Below are 14,408 nucleotides of genomic sequence, written 5' to 3' on the forward strand. Positions count from 1 at the left end.
AAAATTAAACCCAGAAGCCCCGCAAATGCAGGCACCTGCGATTTTTCTATGTTAGTCAACCTTAAATGGTCTGTCACCTAAATTTCCATGAACAACAATGCCCCAAAAAGTCCTCAGCGTCGGCGAATATCTGCTTTTGCAGTTAAAACAGCTTGGAATAAGCCGCGTCTACGGTATCCCAGGAGACTTCGTAATAAAATTCTTCAAACTCATCGAAGATGACGCTGACTTGCAGTTATGCACTTTCTCGCATGAGCAGGGCGCGGGGTTTGCGGCGGTAGGTGAAGCCAGAGCGCTGCGCAGGCCTGCGCTTGCAGTGGTCACGTATGGCCCCGGCTTGCTTAACATGGTTAATGCAGTTGCCTGCGCCTACGCGGAGAAGACGCCCCTGGTGGTGGTTGCGGGTGGCCCCCCACTTAGCGCGCGGCAAAACGATTTTTTTATGCATCACACCGTCAAAACCTGCAGTTCCATGCTTGAGGCAGCCTCCCGGATTACCGCCCACGCCGTACTCCTCGACGACCCCGAATCAGCGGCGGAGAAAATCGCAGGTGCCCTATCAGTCTGCAAAGAAGCAATGCTGCCCGTCTACATCGAGTTACCCGCCGATGTGGTTAACCAAAAAATCCGGGCGAACAAGCATTCGCCTGCCTCATTGCCCGTCGACGCCGTGAACCTCAAACGAGCCGCCGACCTTATAACCCGAAGGCTGGCATCCGCGGAGAAACCGGTGGTTATGGCGGGAGTGGAATCTGACCGCTTCAACCTCCAAGAGCAGATACTGCAACTGGCAAAAAACCTCAATCTCCCCGTCGTCTCAACTATGCTTGCCCGCGACCACCTTCCCAGCGCGGATGAACCCCACTATTTTGGGCTCTACCTGGGCGCCGCCGGAAACAGGGCGGCTGAGAAGGTTGTGGCGGAGTCAGATTTGGTTTTGGTTTTAGGCGAGATGCTTTCGGATGTGAATCTGGGCGCCAAGTTGGCGTCGTCTAAGCGGGGCGAAATAGTCTGGTGCTTTAACCGCGAAGTCAACGTTGAAGAGCAGGTTTTGGGGGCTGTGCCGCTTGAGGCGTTGGTGGCTGAGCTTGCAAAAGCTAGGGTGCCAAGGAAAAGCTGGGTTTTCCCGGTTAAGGTGCCTCTTAGGGTGAATCGAGCCTGCAAGTTTACCTCTGCGCCGTTGGTGATGGGCGAGGTTGTCGACGCCGTAAACTGGCTTTTTAGCGAATACGGGGAAATGCCCCTAGTCGCCGATACAGGCAACTGCCTCTTTGCTTCCCTTAACTTAGCGGCTTCGGCGGTGCTTGCGCCCTCCTTCTATGGCACCATGGGATTCGCGGTTCCAGCAGCCATCGGCTACGCCTTAGCAGCCAAGAAGCGCCCGCTGGTTATGGTCGGCGACGGCGGATTCCAGATGACGGGCCCAGAAATCTGCCATTGCCCACGCTACAAAATCAACCCCATATTCCTCGTAGTCAACAACCGCCGCTGGGGGATGGAGCAGCTGTTTTATCCTTCAGCGGGGTTCAATGAACTGGTGGATTGGCACTACGCGGATATTGCGGACCTCTGGGGCGGCAAGGGCTACCGATGCAGCAGCTGCGAGCAACTCTACCGCGCATTGGAGGATGCCCACAAACAGGAATGCTTCACGCTTATCGAAGTGGTCACTGAACGCGATGAACTCTCCGAGGAATTGATGGCGTGGATTTCGGAGCAGAAGGCTGAGGGCTAAGTTTTTTTTGCTGCTTCAACAGAGCGCTTTAAAACCAGCGCCGCCGCCTCTTGGCTGGGCCAGCTGCCTAAGCCGCAGTCGGGACCCGTAAACGTCATTCGCTCACCATACTTCTCCTTGGCAGCGCGGAACCGCTTATGCATCGCCTCGGCGCTCTCCACTAGCTGCTCTGCGGATGGTTGGGTGACGCCTTTCTCGTACTGTTCCGCCCAGATGGAGTCGATGTCGGTTCGGGCGATGCCCACGCGGATTTGCTTGTCAGCGCCATCAAGCATGGCTTTGGAGACGGCGTCGATGTTCTTGGGTGAAGCTGCGTACTCGAAAGAGAGCACGTCTATGCCCTTTACGGAGAGCAGGTCATGGATGCCTGCCGCGAAGTGCAGGTGAATCTGCCGAGTGGCGCCGCTGAAGTCGTAGGCTCGCTCCAGTGTTTCCCGTAGCTGCTGGGGGGTGCCGCTGAAGCTGCTGTGGCCCAGACTGGGCTCGTCGATGGAGACCACTGCTGTTTGGATGTATTTGCCGTTTAGGATGCTGTTTTTGGCGAAGCGATTAATGGTTTGGCTGAAGCCCTCGAGGACGTCGGGGTAGGCGGTAGTGCCGATTTCGTGAAGGTACTGCTCGATGGGACCAAATATGGAAACGCGGAACTGGATTTTTCTGCCGTACTCTTCGCTTAGCCGCTTAGCCTCATGGTTAAGCACGTAAACTTCGGGTAGGAACGCCTCTTTTTCTTCAACGACAAAGGAGCCCTTCTCCATGGCGCTGTGGATGGCGTCGCCGACTTGGCGCAGCCCACTGAATGCCTGAGGAAAATTCGCCACGTCCAAGCCGCAGTCCAACTTGAGCTTGAAGGCGTCCACTACGGAACGGCAGAAAACCCGTTCGGTGAACTCGTCTTTGAAGGGGTCTTCTCCTTTGCTGATGAGGCTGCGTGCCTGCTCGTAGGCTCGGGCGTACTCGTCTCTTTTGATTCCCGCTGGCAGGGGGAAGCTTCCGATATCGTCGACTAAGGTTTCCATAAAGTATTATTGAACCCGCGAATTCTATTAAACTCTCCCCTACCACTAAACCGCTGAAAAGTGTGATTGCCATGGTCGAAAACTGCCTCTTTTGCAAAATCATCCGAAAAGAGCTTCCCGCAAGCTTCGTCTACGAGGACGACACTGTAGTGGCGTTTCTAAGTAACCACCCAGTTAATCTTGGGCACACCTTGGTTGTACCAAAAAAGCACTACGCCACCATATACGACATCCCCGAGGAGGAAGCCGCTTACCTGTTTTCGGTGGCTAAGCGGGTTGCCCATGCAGTGAGGGATGCAGTGGATGCAGAGGGATTGCGGATTGTGCAGAACAACGGCGAAGCGGGGGGACAGGTGGTTTTTCACCTGCACATCCACGTGATTCCGATGCGGCCCCACAACTTGGGCGGCCACGACGGCGCCTTCCGCGACCGCACCAGCCCAAGAAGCGCCCAAGACCTGGAAGAAGACGCAGAGACGATACGCCGACAATTCTAAACGGAAAACAAACGCCCAATAAACTTTAGGTCTGCCAAGCATCCATTTAGTCACCTTAATGGCGAATCAGCAGATGCCCACGGTAAACAACCCCCCTATGCCAGGCGCCTAGGGTATAAATAAGGGGCCTATAGAAAATAAAATGCGTCAGCAAGCCCTGTTGAGCCTGGAAATCGCGGAAAACGCTTCTCCTGCAGGAAACCTTTAAGAAACCAGAGCGCCACTCAGATTTAGAACGAGTCATGCAGCATAGGTTGAAGGCAAAAGGCATATTCTTGGATTTAGACGGCACATTGGTAGACTCCACCGAAGCCTACTTGGAAGCGGCGAAAACCGCTTTCTGCGGCATCGACAAAGAGGCGCCATGCAGCCAGCTTATGCTGGATATCCCCAAGCGCCTCGAGCAACGCATAAGCATCGACGACCTAACAGGCGGCAACACAAAACAGTTTCTAGCCGTCTATTTGGATGCGTACCATTCCTACACGGAGAGAAAAACACGGTTGATCCCCAACGTGGCAGCCACGCTGCAGACGCTTTCCCAAAAATCCAAGCTTGCCCTAATCACCATGCGTTTTGTCCCCAGCCAAGTTATCCAGAAAGAACTCGACTACTTCGGCATAGCCCAATACTTCAGCCACATCGCCACGGCACTGGACACCGCCAAACCCAAACCCTCGCCTGAAGCACTGATCCGATGCGTAGAAACCCTGAGCCTTGACATGCAGGAGTGCCTAATCGCAGGTGACTCAGTGAATGACATGCGTGCGGGCAAAGCAGCAGGAGCTAAAACCGTTGCGGTGCTCACGGGATTATACAATCAAGAGGAACTGGCTCGGGAAAACCCAGATTTGGTGTTGCCCAACGTCTGTGCGCTTCCAGAGCATGTAGAATAAGCCCCGAAGGGTATATCCAAACTGGATATATTGTATTTTTTTGCCTAAGCCAGTTATATTGGTTTTTTCTGATAAAGTTTAATTAAAACCTCGGTCTTAAATGATTTTGGAGAGGGCTTCAGCGGGAATCGTGATGAATTTCGTAGAGATGATAATAGGGGAGAAACTGAAAGAAGCGGATCAAGCCTTAGATATAGTGGGCTCTGACCGCAAAGTATTGCAGGTGGCTTGCCAAGACTTCACAAACTACCTAAAATTCCATTGGAACCTAATCGGTAAAGAATCAAACCAATGCGACGTCGCCGAGCGGCTGGAATTACTGTTCCGAGAAAACTCAGACGAACTCGATGAATTCCTAAAAGTCTGGTGCAACATCTGGTTTAGCAAGTGGAAACAACGCGTAAAGCTGCTTATAGGCAACCAAAACGCCCAGAAATGGAACAAGATGGCAAAAACCATCCAAAACGCCGAACCTATCTGGCGAAAAATCGAGCATAAACAGGAACTACAAGAAATCGTGGTTGCCACACTCATCAAAAACGGCGAAGTCTGCGGCACCGAAATCCTCGCGGAGAACCTCCTCAAGATGGAGCTTGGCGAGAGATACGCCGAAAACCTAAACGATAAAGAACGCCTCTTCATCACCCTTAACAACACGTTGCGTAGGGCACGGGAGATGGCGCAGAGCCGTGGACCCCTGATTTTCGTGAAAATAGACAAAGGCTACTATAATCCAGCAGCCGAGTAACCCCTTTCTTTTCCTTTTTGCTTTTTTGCGAATTCTGTTCCACCAAATTTCTTATAAGGCAAAGTGCTTAACCGTTAACCTAGATAGAGAGGGAACACTTTGCGAAATCAGCCTAAAGACCGCACCGTACTCATAGCTATCGTTATAATCGGCTTAGTCGCCACCCTTGGAATAACCGAACTCTACACACTGGTGATTGTGCCCGCGTTTGCGCCGCCACCAACCCTTGAGCAGCGCTACCAAGCCGCAATCGAAGACGCCATGGTTGCCAGAGAAAGCGAAGTCAGCAGCAACTTAACCCCAATATTAGCCAACAACAGCAACTTGGTCTGGATGGGCGAAGGCGAAAACGCATCTGTGCTTATGGTAACTTGGACCAAATATGTCAGCAGCTACCCCGTGGGCGCAAACATAACTACCAGCTGGGGAGAAACATGGGTGACTGCGGCGCCGCAAATCCAAACCTTCTTTGCCAACAACCCAGCCGACAACGTCACGCTTCGGGCAGCGCAGCTTCTGGGGCTACCCGCCAACACAAGCAACACCTACTTCGTGGAGATGTGGGTTAAACCAGACTTGCTCTTCCGACCCAGCCCCGACTGCGAAATCAACGACACCACCACGCAGCTTTGCTTCCCCGGCACCGCCACCGACGATTACATTGATTGGTTTAACAGCAACATAATCTACTCCTATTACCCCATCCGTTACCCCTGGACGCGCATGGGTTACACCTATGATTGGGGCAGTGACGCCTCGCATGTGGGTCTTAGCGAATTCATCATAAAAGCGAATTCGACGGTTGATGTGAAATCCGTGACGCCTACTGAGCAGTATCTTAAGGCAGCTGTCTAACCGGCAGCTTTTCATTGAAGCCATTTTTTGAGTTTTCTTTGCTTGTCTGCTAAGCTGCCGACAAAACCCTTAAAACTAAACCTGAATAGAAGATTCAGCGATAACATATGACAAAAAGTAAGAGTATAGCGTTAGTTTTAGTTGTCTTGTTGATTGTGTCGTTGGCATTCAACATCTATCAATGGAGCAACAACGCTTCCCTCACAAAGCAAAGCAGCAAACAGGAAATGGCATCCACACTTATTCATGATGCAGCAGCAATCAACGCAGAGCTTCTGCGGCTAGACCGCCTTGTCTCTGAGGCATGCCAAAAACTATCCGCTACAGGACTAACCGGTTCCGCGGCTGAAACAGTGCTAAGCGACCTGTACACGCAGAACCCGCATATAATCGTAAACGCAGCCACGGCAGACGAAAACGACGTTTTATTGGCGGTGCAACCAAGCAACTACAGCGATATAGTGGGTCAAGACATTAAAGATCAAGAGCAGAACGTTGAAATGCACAGAACAATGCGTCCAGCATTAAGCAACCTCATCATGCTGGTCGAGGGGTTCCCCGGCATCGTTTTGGTTTCCCCGATTTTCGACGCAAACAACCAGTTCATCGGCTCCTTAAGCATTGTTTTCCAGCCGCAGGAGCTTATGCACCCCATCGTATCCGCCTCCGCAACTGGCACCTACTACACCATCTACGCATTGCAGAAAAACGGCACGTTGATCTATGATGCTAACGCCAAGACAAGTGGGGAGCAGGGCAAGAATATCTTCACTGACGAGGAATATGCGGGTTACACGGAGCTGCAAACGTTTATTCATCAAGCTGTAGATACGCAATCGGGATATGGCACATACTCTTTCTTTGATGACCTCTCACCTTCAAGGCCATTAATTAGCAAAGAAGGATTCTGGACTACAGTGGGCATCTACAACACTGATTGGCGTTTAGTTATAGCGCAGCCACTAAACCAGTAACCCCTTTTCCCTTAACTTTTCTTTTCAAACCAAAATCTAACCTACATAACACTTAAACCCAAATTTCACTAAACACTAGCTGATAGAAATGGAAAAGTTGAAGGCAGTAACGCTTGCCCTTGTAGCCCTCCTAATCATCTCAATAAGCGCCAACATTTACCAACTAAACACAAACCACCCGGGTGCGCAAAACAGCCCTTCCGCAGTCGCCGGGCAAGAAATGCTCAGCCAGCTCATGCAAACCCAAAACAACATCGACATCAACCTCGCTAAACTCGACGCCGCAATGCAAGTTGCCTGCCAGCAGCTCTCAGCCACTGGACTCAGCGGAAGCCAAGCCCGAGCGGTACTTGACCAACTGGTAGCTAACGACACGCTGATCGTGAACGCCGCAACATGCGACGCAGATGACGTGCTGTTGGCGGTGGAGCCGCAGAGCTACAGCAGCATAGAAGGAGAAGACATCAGCGGTCAAGAACAGAACCTAGCGATGCATCAGACTATGCGCCCCGCTATGAGCAACATGATATCGCTGGTTGAGGGGTTCCCCGGCGTGGTTTTGTCGGCACCGATTTTTGATGCAGACCACAAATTTATGGGTTCACTTAGCATCGTTATCCAGCCCTACCTGCTCATCCGCGGCGCCATCGAATCCCTAGATGAGGCTCCAATGTATTCGATGTGGTCTATGCAGATAAACGGCACCCTCATCTACGACCCAGACCCCACCCAGCAGAGCAAAAACCTCTTCACCGACCCCCTCTACATCGAATACCCCGAGGTCCAGAGCTTCGCGCATCAGGTTGCCCAGCAACGTTGGGGACAGGGGAGCTACCAGTACTACGATAAAGACGTCTCGGACGAATCTAAGCATCTGGTAGAGAAGGAAGCGTACTGGACAACGGTGGGTGCATATGGTACAGAGTGGCGGCTGGTTGTTTGGCGCCCCCTAAACCAATAAAGCTTTTATTCAGAACCCCTCAAAATAAAACATGAGTTGCCATGGCTGACTTAACTGGCTCTCTGACAAGCATCTTTGTGCTGCTGGGCACAGCCTCTTTTATGATTGTGGTTTCCCTCATCGTAACAGGCCTCAAACCCCTCAATGCACCCCTGGCGAAAAAGGCGGTGTTCACCAAAATTATCGTGGGCACTGTACTGGGGCTGCTGGCGATCTTCGGCACACTCATGGGCACCAAACTGGCCGACGGCACCATCATAAACGTGCGTGAACTCGCCGCCATGATCGCAGGCGTCTCAGGGGGACCAGTCGGCGGAACAATCGCGGGTTTAATCGGAGGCTTACACCGCTACACCGTCGGCGGCGCAACTGCTTTGCCATGCACACTATCCACGGTTGCCATCGGAGTGACCGCAGGGTTAGTTTCAACGAGGCTGGCGGGCAAATGGTATCTGGTGAAGGGGGCTGTTTTGGGGTTAGTTTTGGAGTCTGCGGCTATGGGGCTGATTTTGGTTTTGGTGCCCTACGCACAGGCATTGTCCATACTCGAGAAAATCGCGGTTCCCATGATATCCGCCAACACCATCGGGTTGGTTTTCTGGATGTATATGGCGAATCGTTGGAAAAAGCAAAGCTAAAGCTCAAGCAGCAAAGAAAACCAAAAGATAAAACAAACTTTAAAATGGAGATAACGGGCGACTATACGACTCTTTGCCTCTGCAGAGTCTTAGTTCGCCAAGTGTAGCGGCGCATGGTTGCTTGTTCACCAAAGCCGCATGCTGCACAACGGTGATTACGTACATGGTATGCGCGTCTGCCGCAGCGTCGACACATAATGTGGACTGTTTTGCCTTGGCGTTTGCCCATCGATGGAGTGCCTTTTCCCATCTAACTCACCTTGGCGGAGGCGAAATAAGGACTACGTTGTCTCCTCGGACGATTATTAGCCCTAACTTCTTTTGGTCTTCAACGTCAGTTGTGTCTTCTGTTTCTTCGAGAACCAGATTTAAGTGTTGGTCGAAACCCTTTAGTCTGCCTCGGAGGCTTTTCCCGCCTTTTAAGCGTACCAGCACGATTTTGCTGAGGTTTTGTTCAAGGATTTCGGTTGTCATTTCGCTCATATAGGAATCCTCTTGTATCTTTATCTCTTCTATACTTGAAGTCTCCCCATTTAAACCTATCTAACCACGCCGTACAATCGGGCATCTAAGAGCAGCATACCCCCGCAGTTTTCTGCCTGATGGTAGCTTGTACTTATAAGGCTGAAAAACTTTGTTTTGGGACAAGGTGACCCAAGGGATGACTGCACTAATTGATTTCATAATCATATTCGCAACATCCTTTGGATTCAATTTGATTCCGTTTGCAGGCCCCTCAAACCTGCTGATTGCCTCCACAGCCGCGATAGGACTGGCAAACCCTGGCCCCGCAGCCCTATTGACAGTCGCCGTTTTGATAGCGTTAGGCGCAGCTTTGGCTAAAGGAATTCATTATCTGGTGACTTTTTTTGTCAGCGGCAAACTCAGCGAAAAACGAAGGCAGCGCCTCGATGCAGATTCCGCCAAAATCAAGCGGTGGGCGTTTCTGCTTTTGTTTGCTGCCGCCGCAAGCCCGATCCCCGATGAACCCATAGTTATTCCGCTGGGACTCATGAAGTATAGTCCCGCGAAGTTTTTCTGCTCCTACTTCTTGGGGAAGCTTTCTATAGCGCTTGTAGGGGTGTTTTTGGGGGAGATCGCGGGTGACTTCTTGGCTAACTGGTTTAGCCCAACCGAGTCCTTTATCCTCTCCATCGTTGTGTCAATCATCCTAACCATCATCATAACCTATATCATACTAAAAGTTGATCTGGCAAAACTCGCCGAGAAATACCTGCACCGAAAACCTAAACCTCAAGCGACGCAACAAAAACCATAATAGCCCCCAAAGAACCCACATAGACAGAACCAACATGCCCAGACAACGCCGATATCCCTTGAAAACCCGAGAGGCAAAACAGATCATAGAGGAAACACTGCAGAAACTCCATGTGGACCTAGAACTGCTCATGGATGGAAAAGGCAACGTGGAAGTCGCAGAGACAGAAGTAGGCCAGATTTATCTCATAGGCGGAAAACCTTTGCTGCATAAATCCGCAGACAAACTCCTGCCTACGCTGCTCTTTGGCGAATTCGCCGCTAAAGCGCCGCGTATAGTGGTAGATATGGGTGCTGTGCCCTATGTCTGCAAGGGCGCAACCGTTATGGCGCCGGGCGTCGTCCGCGTAGAGGGCGATTTTGCAGCGGGCGATTTGGTGTTGGTTGTGGATGTCAAGTTCGGGAAGGCCCTGGCGGTGGCTGAGGCGTTGGCTGATTCCGAGGCGGCGCGGCAAACTAAGAAAGGCCCTGTTGTTAAGACGCTGCATTTTGTGGGCGACAAAACTTGGGAGTACATAAAAACAATGGGTGAGTAGCAGCGGACTTGTCTGTCTACATCATGGAAGCCGCGGTTTGTGATGTATTGCGTTTCCTGAAATTATCGTTCGCTTGATTTGTGCGGTTGATAAGCATATCGATTTCTTTCATAGCTTCCATGCGTCCGTTGCCCTGGTCCCAGTTGTCGCTTTTGCGGTCATTCACTCGGTCAGCAATGTTATCTGCAATGCAGTCTTCAAAGCCTGCGTTCTTAAGTTCGTCTTTAAGGTCGCCTTTATCAAAGTCTTTCAAACAGTATCACCTCCAAAAAAGCTCTGTTGGCTCGGCGTCACTAGCAGCGATTAAATGTATTAAAAAGATGTGACTACATCAAACCAGTCACAGTACTCGGCTCAATAAAGAAACAAATTATTTAGCTACCCTCCCGATGGGATGTCAGCATAAATAATTTTTAGGCGATAAGGAAAAAACGCTATAGTGCTATTGATTGTTTGGAACAGTTGCCTAGGCACATTATTCGGCCGTTTTTCAGTCGTGGTCGGCTCCTGTTCAGTCATATTATAGAAAAAACCCCTAACATATCTATGGTATTTTAAATACCTAAACAGCCAACCCTTAAAAAATAGGAAGGGGAACTTGGAACGAGAAAGCAGGCTCTAGCAATACTAATGCTTATCACTTTATCTCTTACTTTTACGGTTCTCACTTCAACCACATCTGCCTATAGCTTGGGCTACATGATGAAAATAAGCTACAACATCGTTGGGGGAGGCTCACCTACAGCGCCCTCAATCAACTACATTAACCCTCAGGGGCAACAAGTTAGCCAAACTATCCCCCTCTACCCCGATACAATAACTGTAACGGTGGGAAAAAACAAGCCTTGGTCAGTTACCCCCAATCCTTTAACTCCATCAACGGGTTCAGAGCGCTGGTATTCTGCCCAGGTCCTCTCGGGAATAGCCCCAAGTGGCGGATACACAATAAAAACCTTCAGCTTTCAGCATCAATACAAACTAACAGTCACCTCTCCCTATGATACCCCCTCGGGGACGGGATGGTATAACAGTGGCGCAACTGCCTACGCTCAACTTTCCCGGTCAACCGTATATGGCGCAAATGGAATTCGCTACCTATTCACAGAATGGAGCGCAGATGCCACCGGCGCCCAACTTAAATCAGACCCCATCACTATGGACTCTCCCAAAACGGCAACCGCCCTCTGGAAAACCCAGTACCGGGTAAGCCTTGATGTTAACCCCGAATACTCGGGAACCACAACCCCCTCAGGTATGTATTACTATGACAGCGGAGAAACCCTGCAGGTAAGTGCCAATCCCGCCGGAAACCACTTTGTCGCATGGATTCAAACAGGCACGATAACCATTACAGCCCCCACATCACAGACGACCACAGCAATCATAAATGGACCGGGAACCCTCACAGCCAACTTTGACACGGCGACCCAAAACCCCACACACTTAACAATTCAATGCCAACCGTCACAGCTAGATCCAAATGAACCCGTAACAGTAACGGGATTGCTGACTGATTCTCATAACAGTCCGCTTCGGGGAAAAACTGTGCTCTTAACATATACTTCTACTGTCGACTCTTTAAGCTGGACATTTATCGGTCAAGTAACTACCGCCAGCGATGGAGCCTATCTGTTTACTTGGGCACCCGATTTGCCTGTTGGCTCATACTTTGTTATGGCTCAGTTCCCCGGCGATTCCAGTTACAGGTGTAGTTCAGCGGTTGCATCAAACGGTGGCACATCAATATTTGTGGTTCCGGAATATGCGTTGGGTGCGTTTGCGGCGTTGGCTGCGTGTTTTGCAGGGTTTGTTGTATTCAAGAAACGCAGCACCCTACACCTTTGATGCGCTATTTGATTTTTCTTAGGAATCCACGCTGATTGTGCGTTTTTTAACAAATACAATCGAGGGCGTAACCAGCAGGCTCTCAAACTTCGACTGCCTCTTAGAGGCGCCGCCTTTAGAGCCCATGGTGAAGTAGGATGCTGCCTGCTCATCCACAAGCTGCTTCACAAACCCCGCCATCCCCATACAGTGTGACGGAAAATCCTTTTTGGCTACCCCATAAACCACGCTGGGAACGGGTACGTTATGGTTCTTTGCCTTTGAATTCAGAAAAGACAGCATGCGCCACTTCAAGCTGGTTGCCTGAGGCTTCTGGGTAACGAGGGCTTTTCCATCTGGCCAATCCTCCCAGTACCCAGTGAACCAGTCTTCAATCGCGTATAGCCCGCCGGGTTTTAAGTGGTTATCAAAAAGATGCCAGAAAGCGGTCTTGGTGAATTCTCCAATGTGTGATGCGTCGTCGATGATTATGTCAAATCCACCGGGCGCAACTTCCATTGCAACCCTTGTGAGAAATGCCGTGTTCTCCTGGTTGCCCCTGAAAAGATGCATCCGCTCAGTTGCGGCAAAGCCCTCTGGCAGCAGCAGGTCTACGCCGGTGATTGTTCCCTTGGGGAAGTAGTCGTGCCAGAGCATCAGTGATCCGCCTCTGTTGATGCCTAATTCTAGAAGATTCACTTCCCTGTTAACGTATGGTTCCAAGATGGGGTCGTAGTAGTCTAGGTAGTGGTTTTTGATTTTGTCAGTAGGATATTGATCCAAAAAAAGCTGCGAACTTCGCATATCATAAACTAATACTTTGGCGCTTAAAAAACAGGTGGTTTTTTCCCTGTCCCCAAAAATGGAGGCAGCTGCGCGCAAAAGCCTAATACTGCCAAGTGTGATTTTTTTTAGGGGTAAGTGTGAGCGAAAAATCCATCCTGATAATCGGCGCTGGTCTTGGCGGATTAGCCGCTGGCTGCTATGCCCAAATGAACGGCTACAAAACCAGACTCTTTGAGGCTCAGGCTAAACCCGGCGGCGTCTGCGTGTCTTGGAAACGCAAAGGCTACATTTTCGACTACGCCGTCCATAACGTCTTCGGAGTCACCACTAACCCCGAAGTCGAAAACCTCTACACGCAGGTGTGGCGGGAACTCGGCGCCCTAAAAGACACAAAGGCGTTCAGTTTCAAGGAGTTCGTACAAGTCGAAGACGCCGACGGCAAAACCCTCAGCTTATACACCGACCTAGATAAACTTGAAACGCACCTACAGCAGCTTTCCCCCGCAGACAGCAAACTCATCGAGGAATTCGTCCACACCACCAAAAAATTCGGTGGACACGACCTCTTCGACGCCATGATGGGAGGTGCGGGGGCAAAACTCAAAATGCTTCCCCTCCTGGGCGCCCTCATGAAGTACAGCAAAATCAACATCAAAGACTACGCAGAGCAATTCACCGACCCCTTCCTACGCAAAGCCTTCCCCACCATCCAATACGACATTTTGGAGGTGCCTGTTTTGGTTCCGCTTATCTTTCTCTCAGTGCAAAGCCACGGCGACGGCGGCTGGCCCATCGGCGGCTCCAATATGCTCTCCAGCAACATCGAGCGGCGCTATCTGGAGCTAGGCGGCGAAGTCACCTACAACGCCAAAGTCAAAAAAATAATTGTCAAAGATAACACGGCGGTTGGCGTGCAGCTTGAGGATGGCTCGGAGCATTATGCGGAGCGGGTGGTATCCAACGCTGACGGCTACTCCACCATCTATGGTTTACTCGAAGGCAAATACGTTACCCCCGCCATCGAAGCCTACTTTAAAGCTTACCCGAAAACGCAGTCGTTTGGGCTTGAGGTCTGGTACGGCGTCAACATGGAGTTACCCAACGAGCCCCATGCAATCGTGCGTTTCCTTGAGCAGCCCCTAACTGTGGAAGGCGTATCCCATGACCGATTAGACATCGAAGTCTTCAATTTCGACCCCACGATAGCGCCAAAAGGCGAAACTGTCGTAAAAGTCGTGATGGAATCCAACTATGACTACTGGAAAGCGCTTTCCGCCGACCCCCAAGTCTACAAAAAAGAAAAGCAGAAAGTCGCTGACCAAATCGCGGCGGAGCTGGAGAAACGGTTCCCCACTTTCCAAAGCCACATAGAAGCCGTGGATGTCGCCACCCCGCTTACGGCGGAACGCTGGACAGCGTCGTATCGCGGCTGCCAATCCTGGCCTGCGCCAAGCGGCCTCCAAAAGGAAGTCACTAAAAACGGCTTATTCAAAACCTTGCCGGGGCTCGCGAGGTTTTATGGTGTGGGGCAGTGGGCAGGCGGCACTCTTGGTTTGTCCACGGTTACTTTGATGGGCCGTGACTTGGTTAAGGGTATCTGCAAGGAGGATGGCAGAAAATTTGAGGTGCAAACCCCGAAATAGCAGAGCATCTGCCCCTTT

17 protein-coding genes are annotated in these 14,408 nt (G+C 50.9%); 12 read left to right on the forward strand and 5 right to left on the reverse strand.

Features of this window, described 5'->3' with window-relative positions:
- Positions 1 to 97: 97 nt before the first annotated feature.
- Positions 98 to 1,735: a thiamine pyrophosphate-binding protein gene (locus tag NWE93_10400; GenBank protein ID MCW4000638.1), complete on the forward strand. Its 1,638-nt coding sequence runs from the start codon at positions 98 to 100 to the stop codon at positions 1,733 to 1,735.
- Here the strand turns inward: NWE93_10400 and NWE93_10405 are convergent.
- Positions 1,732 to 2,754, reverse strand: a complete 1,023-nt coding sequence (locus tag NWE93_10405; GenBank protein MCW4000639.1) for a hypothetical protein — start codon at positions 2,752 to 2,754, stop codon at positions 1,732 to 1,734. The two genes, NWE93_10400 and NWE93_10405, sit on opposite strands and share 4 nt — an antisense overlap.
- Positions 2,755 to 2,825: 71 nt before the next feature.
- On the opposite strand from NWE93_10405, the gene NWE93_10410 reads away from it, so the two are divergent.
- The 7 genes from NWE93_10410 (at position 2,826) to NWE93_10440 (ending at position 8,323) form a co-directional block, all read left to right on the forward strand.
- Positions 2,826 to 3,251 carry an HIT family protein gene (locus NWE93_10410; protein MCW4000640.1) on the forward strand — a complete coding sequence of 142 codons (426 nt, stop codon included), beginning with the start codon at positions 2,826 to 2,828 and terminating at the stop codon, positions 3,249 to 3,251.
- Between the two features lie 242 nt (positions 3,252 to 3,493).
- The gene (locus NWE93_10415) at positions 3,494 to 4,147 is read left to right on the forward strand and encodes an HAD family hydrolase (GenBank protein ID MCW4000641.1); all 654 of its coding nucleotides are present in this window, start codon (positions 3,494 to 3,496) and stop codon (positions 4,145 to 4,147) included.
- A gap of 133 nt (positions 4,148 to 4,280) precedes the next feature.
- Entirely contained in the window at positions 4,281 to 4,895 is a 615-nt protein-coding gene (locus NWE93_10420; GenBank protein MCW4000642.1) for a hypothetical protein, read from the forward strand.
- 99 nt (positions 4,896 to 4,994) lie between these two features.
- Positions 4,995 to 5,750, forward strand: a complete 756-nt coding sequence (locus NWE93_10425) for a hypothetical protein (GenBank protein ID MCW4000643.1) — start codon at positions 4,995 to 4,997, stop codon at positions 5,748 to 5,750.
- 107 nt (positions 5,751 to 5,857) lie between these two features.
- The gene (locus tag NWE93_10430) at positions 5,858 to 6,724 is read left to right on the forward strand and encodes a PDC sensor domain-containing protein (GenBank protein ID MCW4000644.1); all 867 of its coding nucleotides are present in this window, start codon (positions 5,858 to 5,860) and stop codon (positions 6,722 to 6,724) included.
- An 88-nt stretch (positions 6,725 to 6,812) separates the two neighbouring features.
- The gene (locus tag NWE93_10435; protein ID MCW4000645.1) at positions 6,813 to 7,685 is read left to right on the forward strand and encodes a PDC sensor domain-containing protein; all 873 of its coding nucleotides are present in this window, start codon (positions 6,813 to 6,815) and stop codon (positions 7,683 to 7,685) included.
- Between the two features lie 41 nt (positions 7,686 to 7,726).
- Positions 7,727 to 8,323, forward strand: a complete 597-nt coding sequence (locus NWE93_10440; GenBank protein MCW4000646.1) for a hypothetical protein — start codon at positions 7,727 to 7,729, stop codon at positions 8,321 to 8,323.
- A 61-nt stretch (positions 8,324 to 8,384) separates the two neighbouring features.
- Here NWE93_10440 and NWE93_10445 read toward each other — a convergent pair whose 3' ends face one another.
- Together NWE93_10445 and NWE93_10450 are read right to left on the reverse strand one after the other, a co-directional pair.
- Positions 8,385 to 8,573, reverse strand: coding sequence for a 50S ribosomal protein L37e (locus tag NWE93_10445; GenBank protein MCW4000647.1), 189 nt, complete (start codon positions 8,571 to 8,573; stop codon positions 8,385 to 8,387).
- A gap of 5 nt (positions 8,574 to 8,578) precedes the next feature.
- A complete protein-coding gene (locus NWE93_10450; GenBank protein MCW4000648.1) occupies positions 8,579 to 8,806 on the reverse strand; it encodes an LSm family protein in 228 nt (75 codons plus the stop codon).
- Positions 8,807 to 8,984: 178 nt separating this feature from the next.
- Here NWE93_10450 and NWE93_10455 point away from each other — a divergent pair, with 178 nt between their 5' ends.
- Positions 8,985 to 9,602, forward strand: coding sequence for a VTT domain-containing protein (locus NWE93_10455; GenBank protein ID MCW4000649.1), 618 nt, complete (start codon positions 8,985 to 8,987; stop codon positions 9,600 to 9,602).
- Between the two features lie 34 nt (positions 9,603 to 9,636).
- Entirely contained in the window at positions 9,637 to 10,137 is a 501-nt protein-coding gene (locus NWE93_10460; protein ID MCW4000650.1) for a DUF1947 domain-containing protein, read from the forward strand.
- Between the two features lie 16 nt (positions 10,138 to 10,153).
- On the opposite strand, the gene NWE93_10465 is transcribed toward NWE93_10460, so the two are convergent.
- Positions 10,154 to 10,390, reverse strand: a complete 237-nt coding sequence (locus tag NWE93_10465; protein MCW4000651.1) for a hypothetical protein — start codon at positions 10,388 to 10,390, stop codon at positions 10,154 to 10,156.
- Between the two features lie 446 nt (positions 10,391 to 10,836).
- Between NWE93_10465 and NWE93_10470 the strand changes: the two genes are divergently transcribed.
- Entirely contained in the window at positions 10,837 to 11,982 is a 1,146-nt protein-coding gene (locus NWE93_10470) for a carboxypeptidase-like regulatory domain-containing protein (GenBank protein ID MCW4000652.1), read from the forward strand.
- An 18-nt stretch (positions 11,983 to 12,000) separates the two neighbouring features.
- Here the strand turns inward: NWE93_10470 and NWE93_10475 are convergent, their stop codons facing one another.
- Complete coding sequence (locus tag NWE93_10475; protein ID MCW4000653.1) at positions 12,001 to 12,744, reverse strand: class I SAM-dependent methyltransferase; 744 nt, start codon at positions 12,742 to 12,744, stop codon at positions 12,001 to 12,003.
- Between the two features lie 140 nt (positions 12,745 to 12,884).
- On the opposite strand from NWE93_10475, the gene NWE93_10480 reads away from it, so the two are divergent.
- Complete coding sequence (locus tag NWE93_10480) at positions 12,885 to 14,390, forward strand: NAD(P)/FAD-dependent oxidoreductase (protein MCW4000654.1); 1,506 nt, start codon at positions 12,885 to 12,887, stop codon at positions 14,388 to 14,390.
- Positions 14,391 to 14,408 lie beyond the last annotated feature (18 nt).

The organism is Candidatus Bathyarchaeota archaeon (genome assembly GCA_026014735.1).
GTDB lineage: Archaea > Thermoproteota > Bathyarchaeia > Bathyarchaeales > Bathycorpusculaceae > Bathycorpusculum.

Coding starts and splice junctions, on each gene's coding strand:
- NWE93_10440 (MCW4000646.1), top strand. CDS start 7,727: ATGGCTGACTTAACTGGCTCTCTGACAAGCATCTTTGTGCTGCTGGGC.
- NWE93_10470 (MCW4000652.1), top strand. CDS start 10,837: ATGATGAAAATAAGCTACAACATCGTTGGGGGAGGCTCACCTACAGCG.
- NWE93_10430 (MCW4000644.1), top strand. CDS start 5,858: ATGACAAAAAGTAAGAGTATAGCGTTAGTTTTAGTTGTCTTGTTGATT.
- NWE93_10415 (MCW4000641.1), top strand. CDS start 3,494: ATGCAGCATAGGTTGAAGGCAAAAGGCATATTCTTGGATTTAGACGGC.
- NWE93_10400 (MCW4000638.1), top strand. CDS start 98: ATGCCCCAAAAAGTCCTCAGCGTCGGCGAATATCTGCTTTTGCAGTTA.
- NWE93_10460 (MCW4000650.1), top strand. CDS start 9,637: ATGCCCAGACAACGCCGATATCCCTTGAAAACCCGAGAGGCAAAACAG.
- NWE93_10435 (MCW4000645.1), top strand. CDS start 6,813: ATGGAAAAGTTGAAGGCAGTAACGCTTGCCCTTGTAGCCCTCCTAATC.
- NWE93_10445 (MCW4000647.1), bottom strand. CDS start 8,573: ATGGGAAAAGGCACTCCATCGATGGGCAAACGCCAAGGCAAAACAGTC.
- NWE93_10420 (MCW4000642.1), top strand. CDS start 4,281: ATGAATTTCGTAGAGATGATAATAGGGGAGAAACTGAAAGAAGCGGAT.
- NWE93_10450 (MCW4000648.1), bottom strand. CDS start 8,806: ATGAGCGAAATGACAACCGAAATCCTTGAACAAAACCTCAGCAAAATC.
- NWE93_10405 (MCW4000639.1), bottom strand. CDS start 2,754: ATGGAAACCTTAGTCGACGATATCGGAAGCTTCCCCCTGCCAGCGGGA.
- NWE93_10455 (MCW4000649.1), top strand. CDS start 8,985: ATGACTGCACTAATTGATTTCATAATCATATTCGCAACATCCTTTGGA.
- NWE93_10410 (MCW4000640.1), top strand. CDS start 2,826: ATGGTCGAAAACTGCCTCTTTTGCAAAATCATCCGAAAAGAGCTTCCC.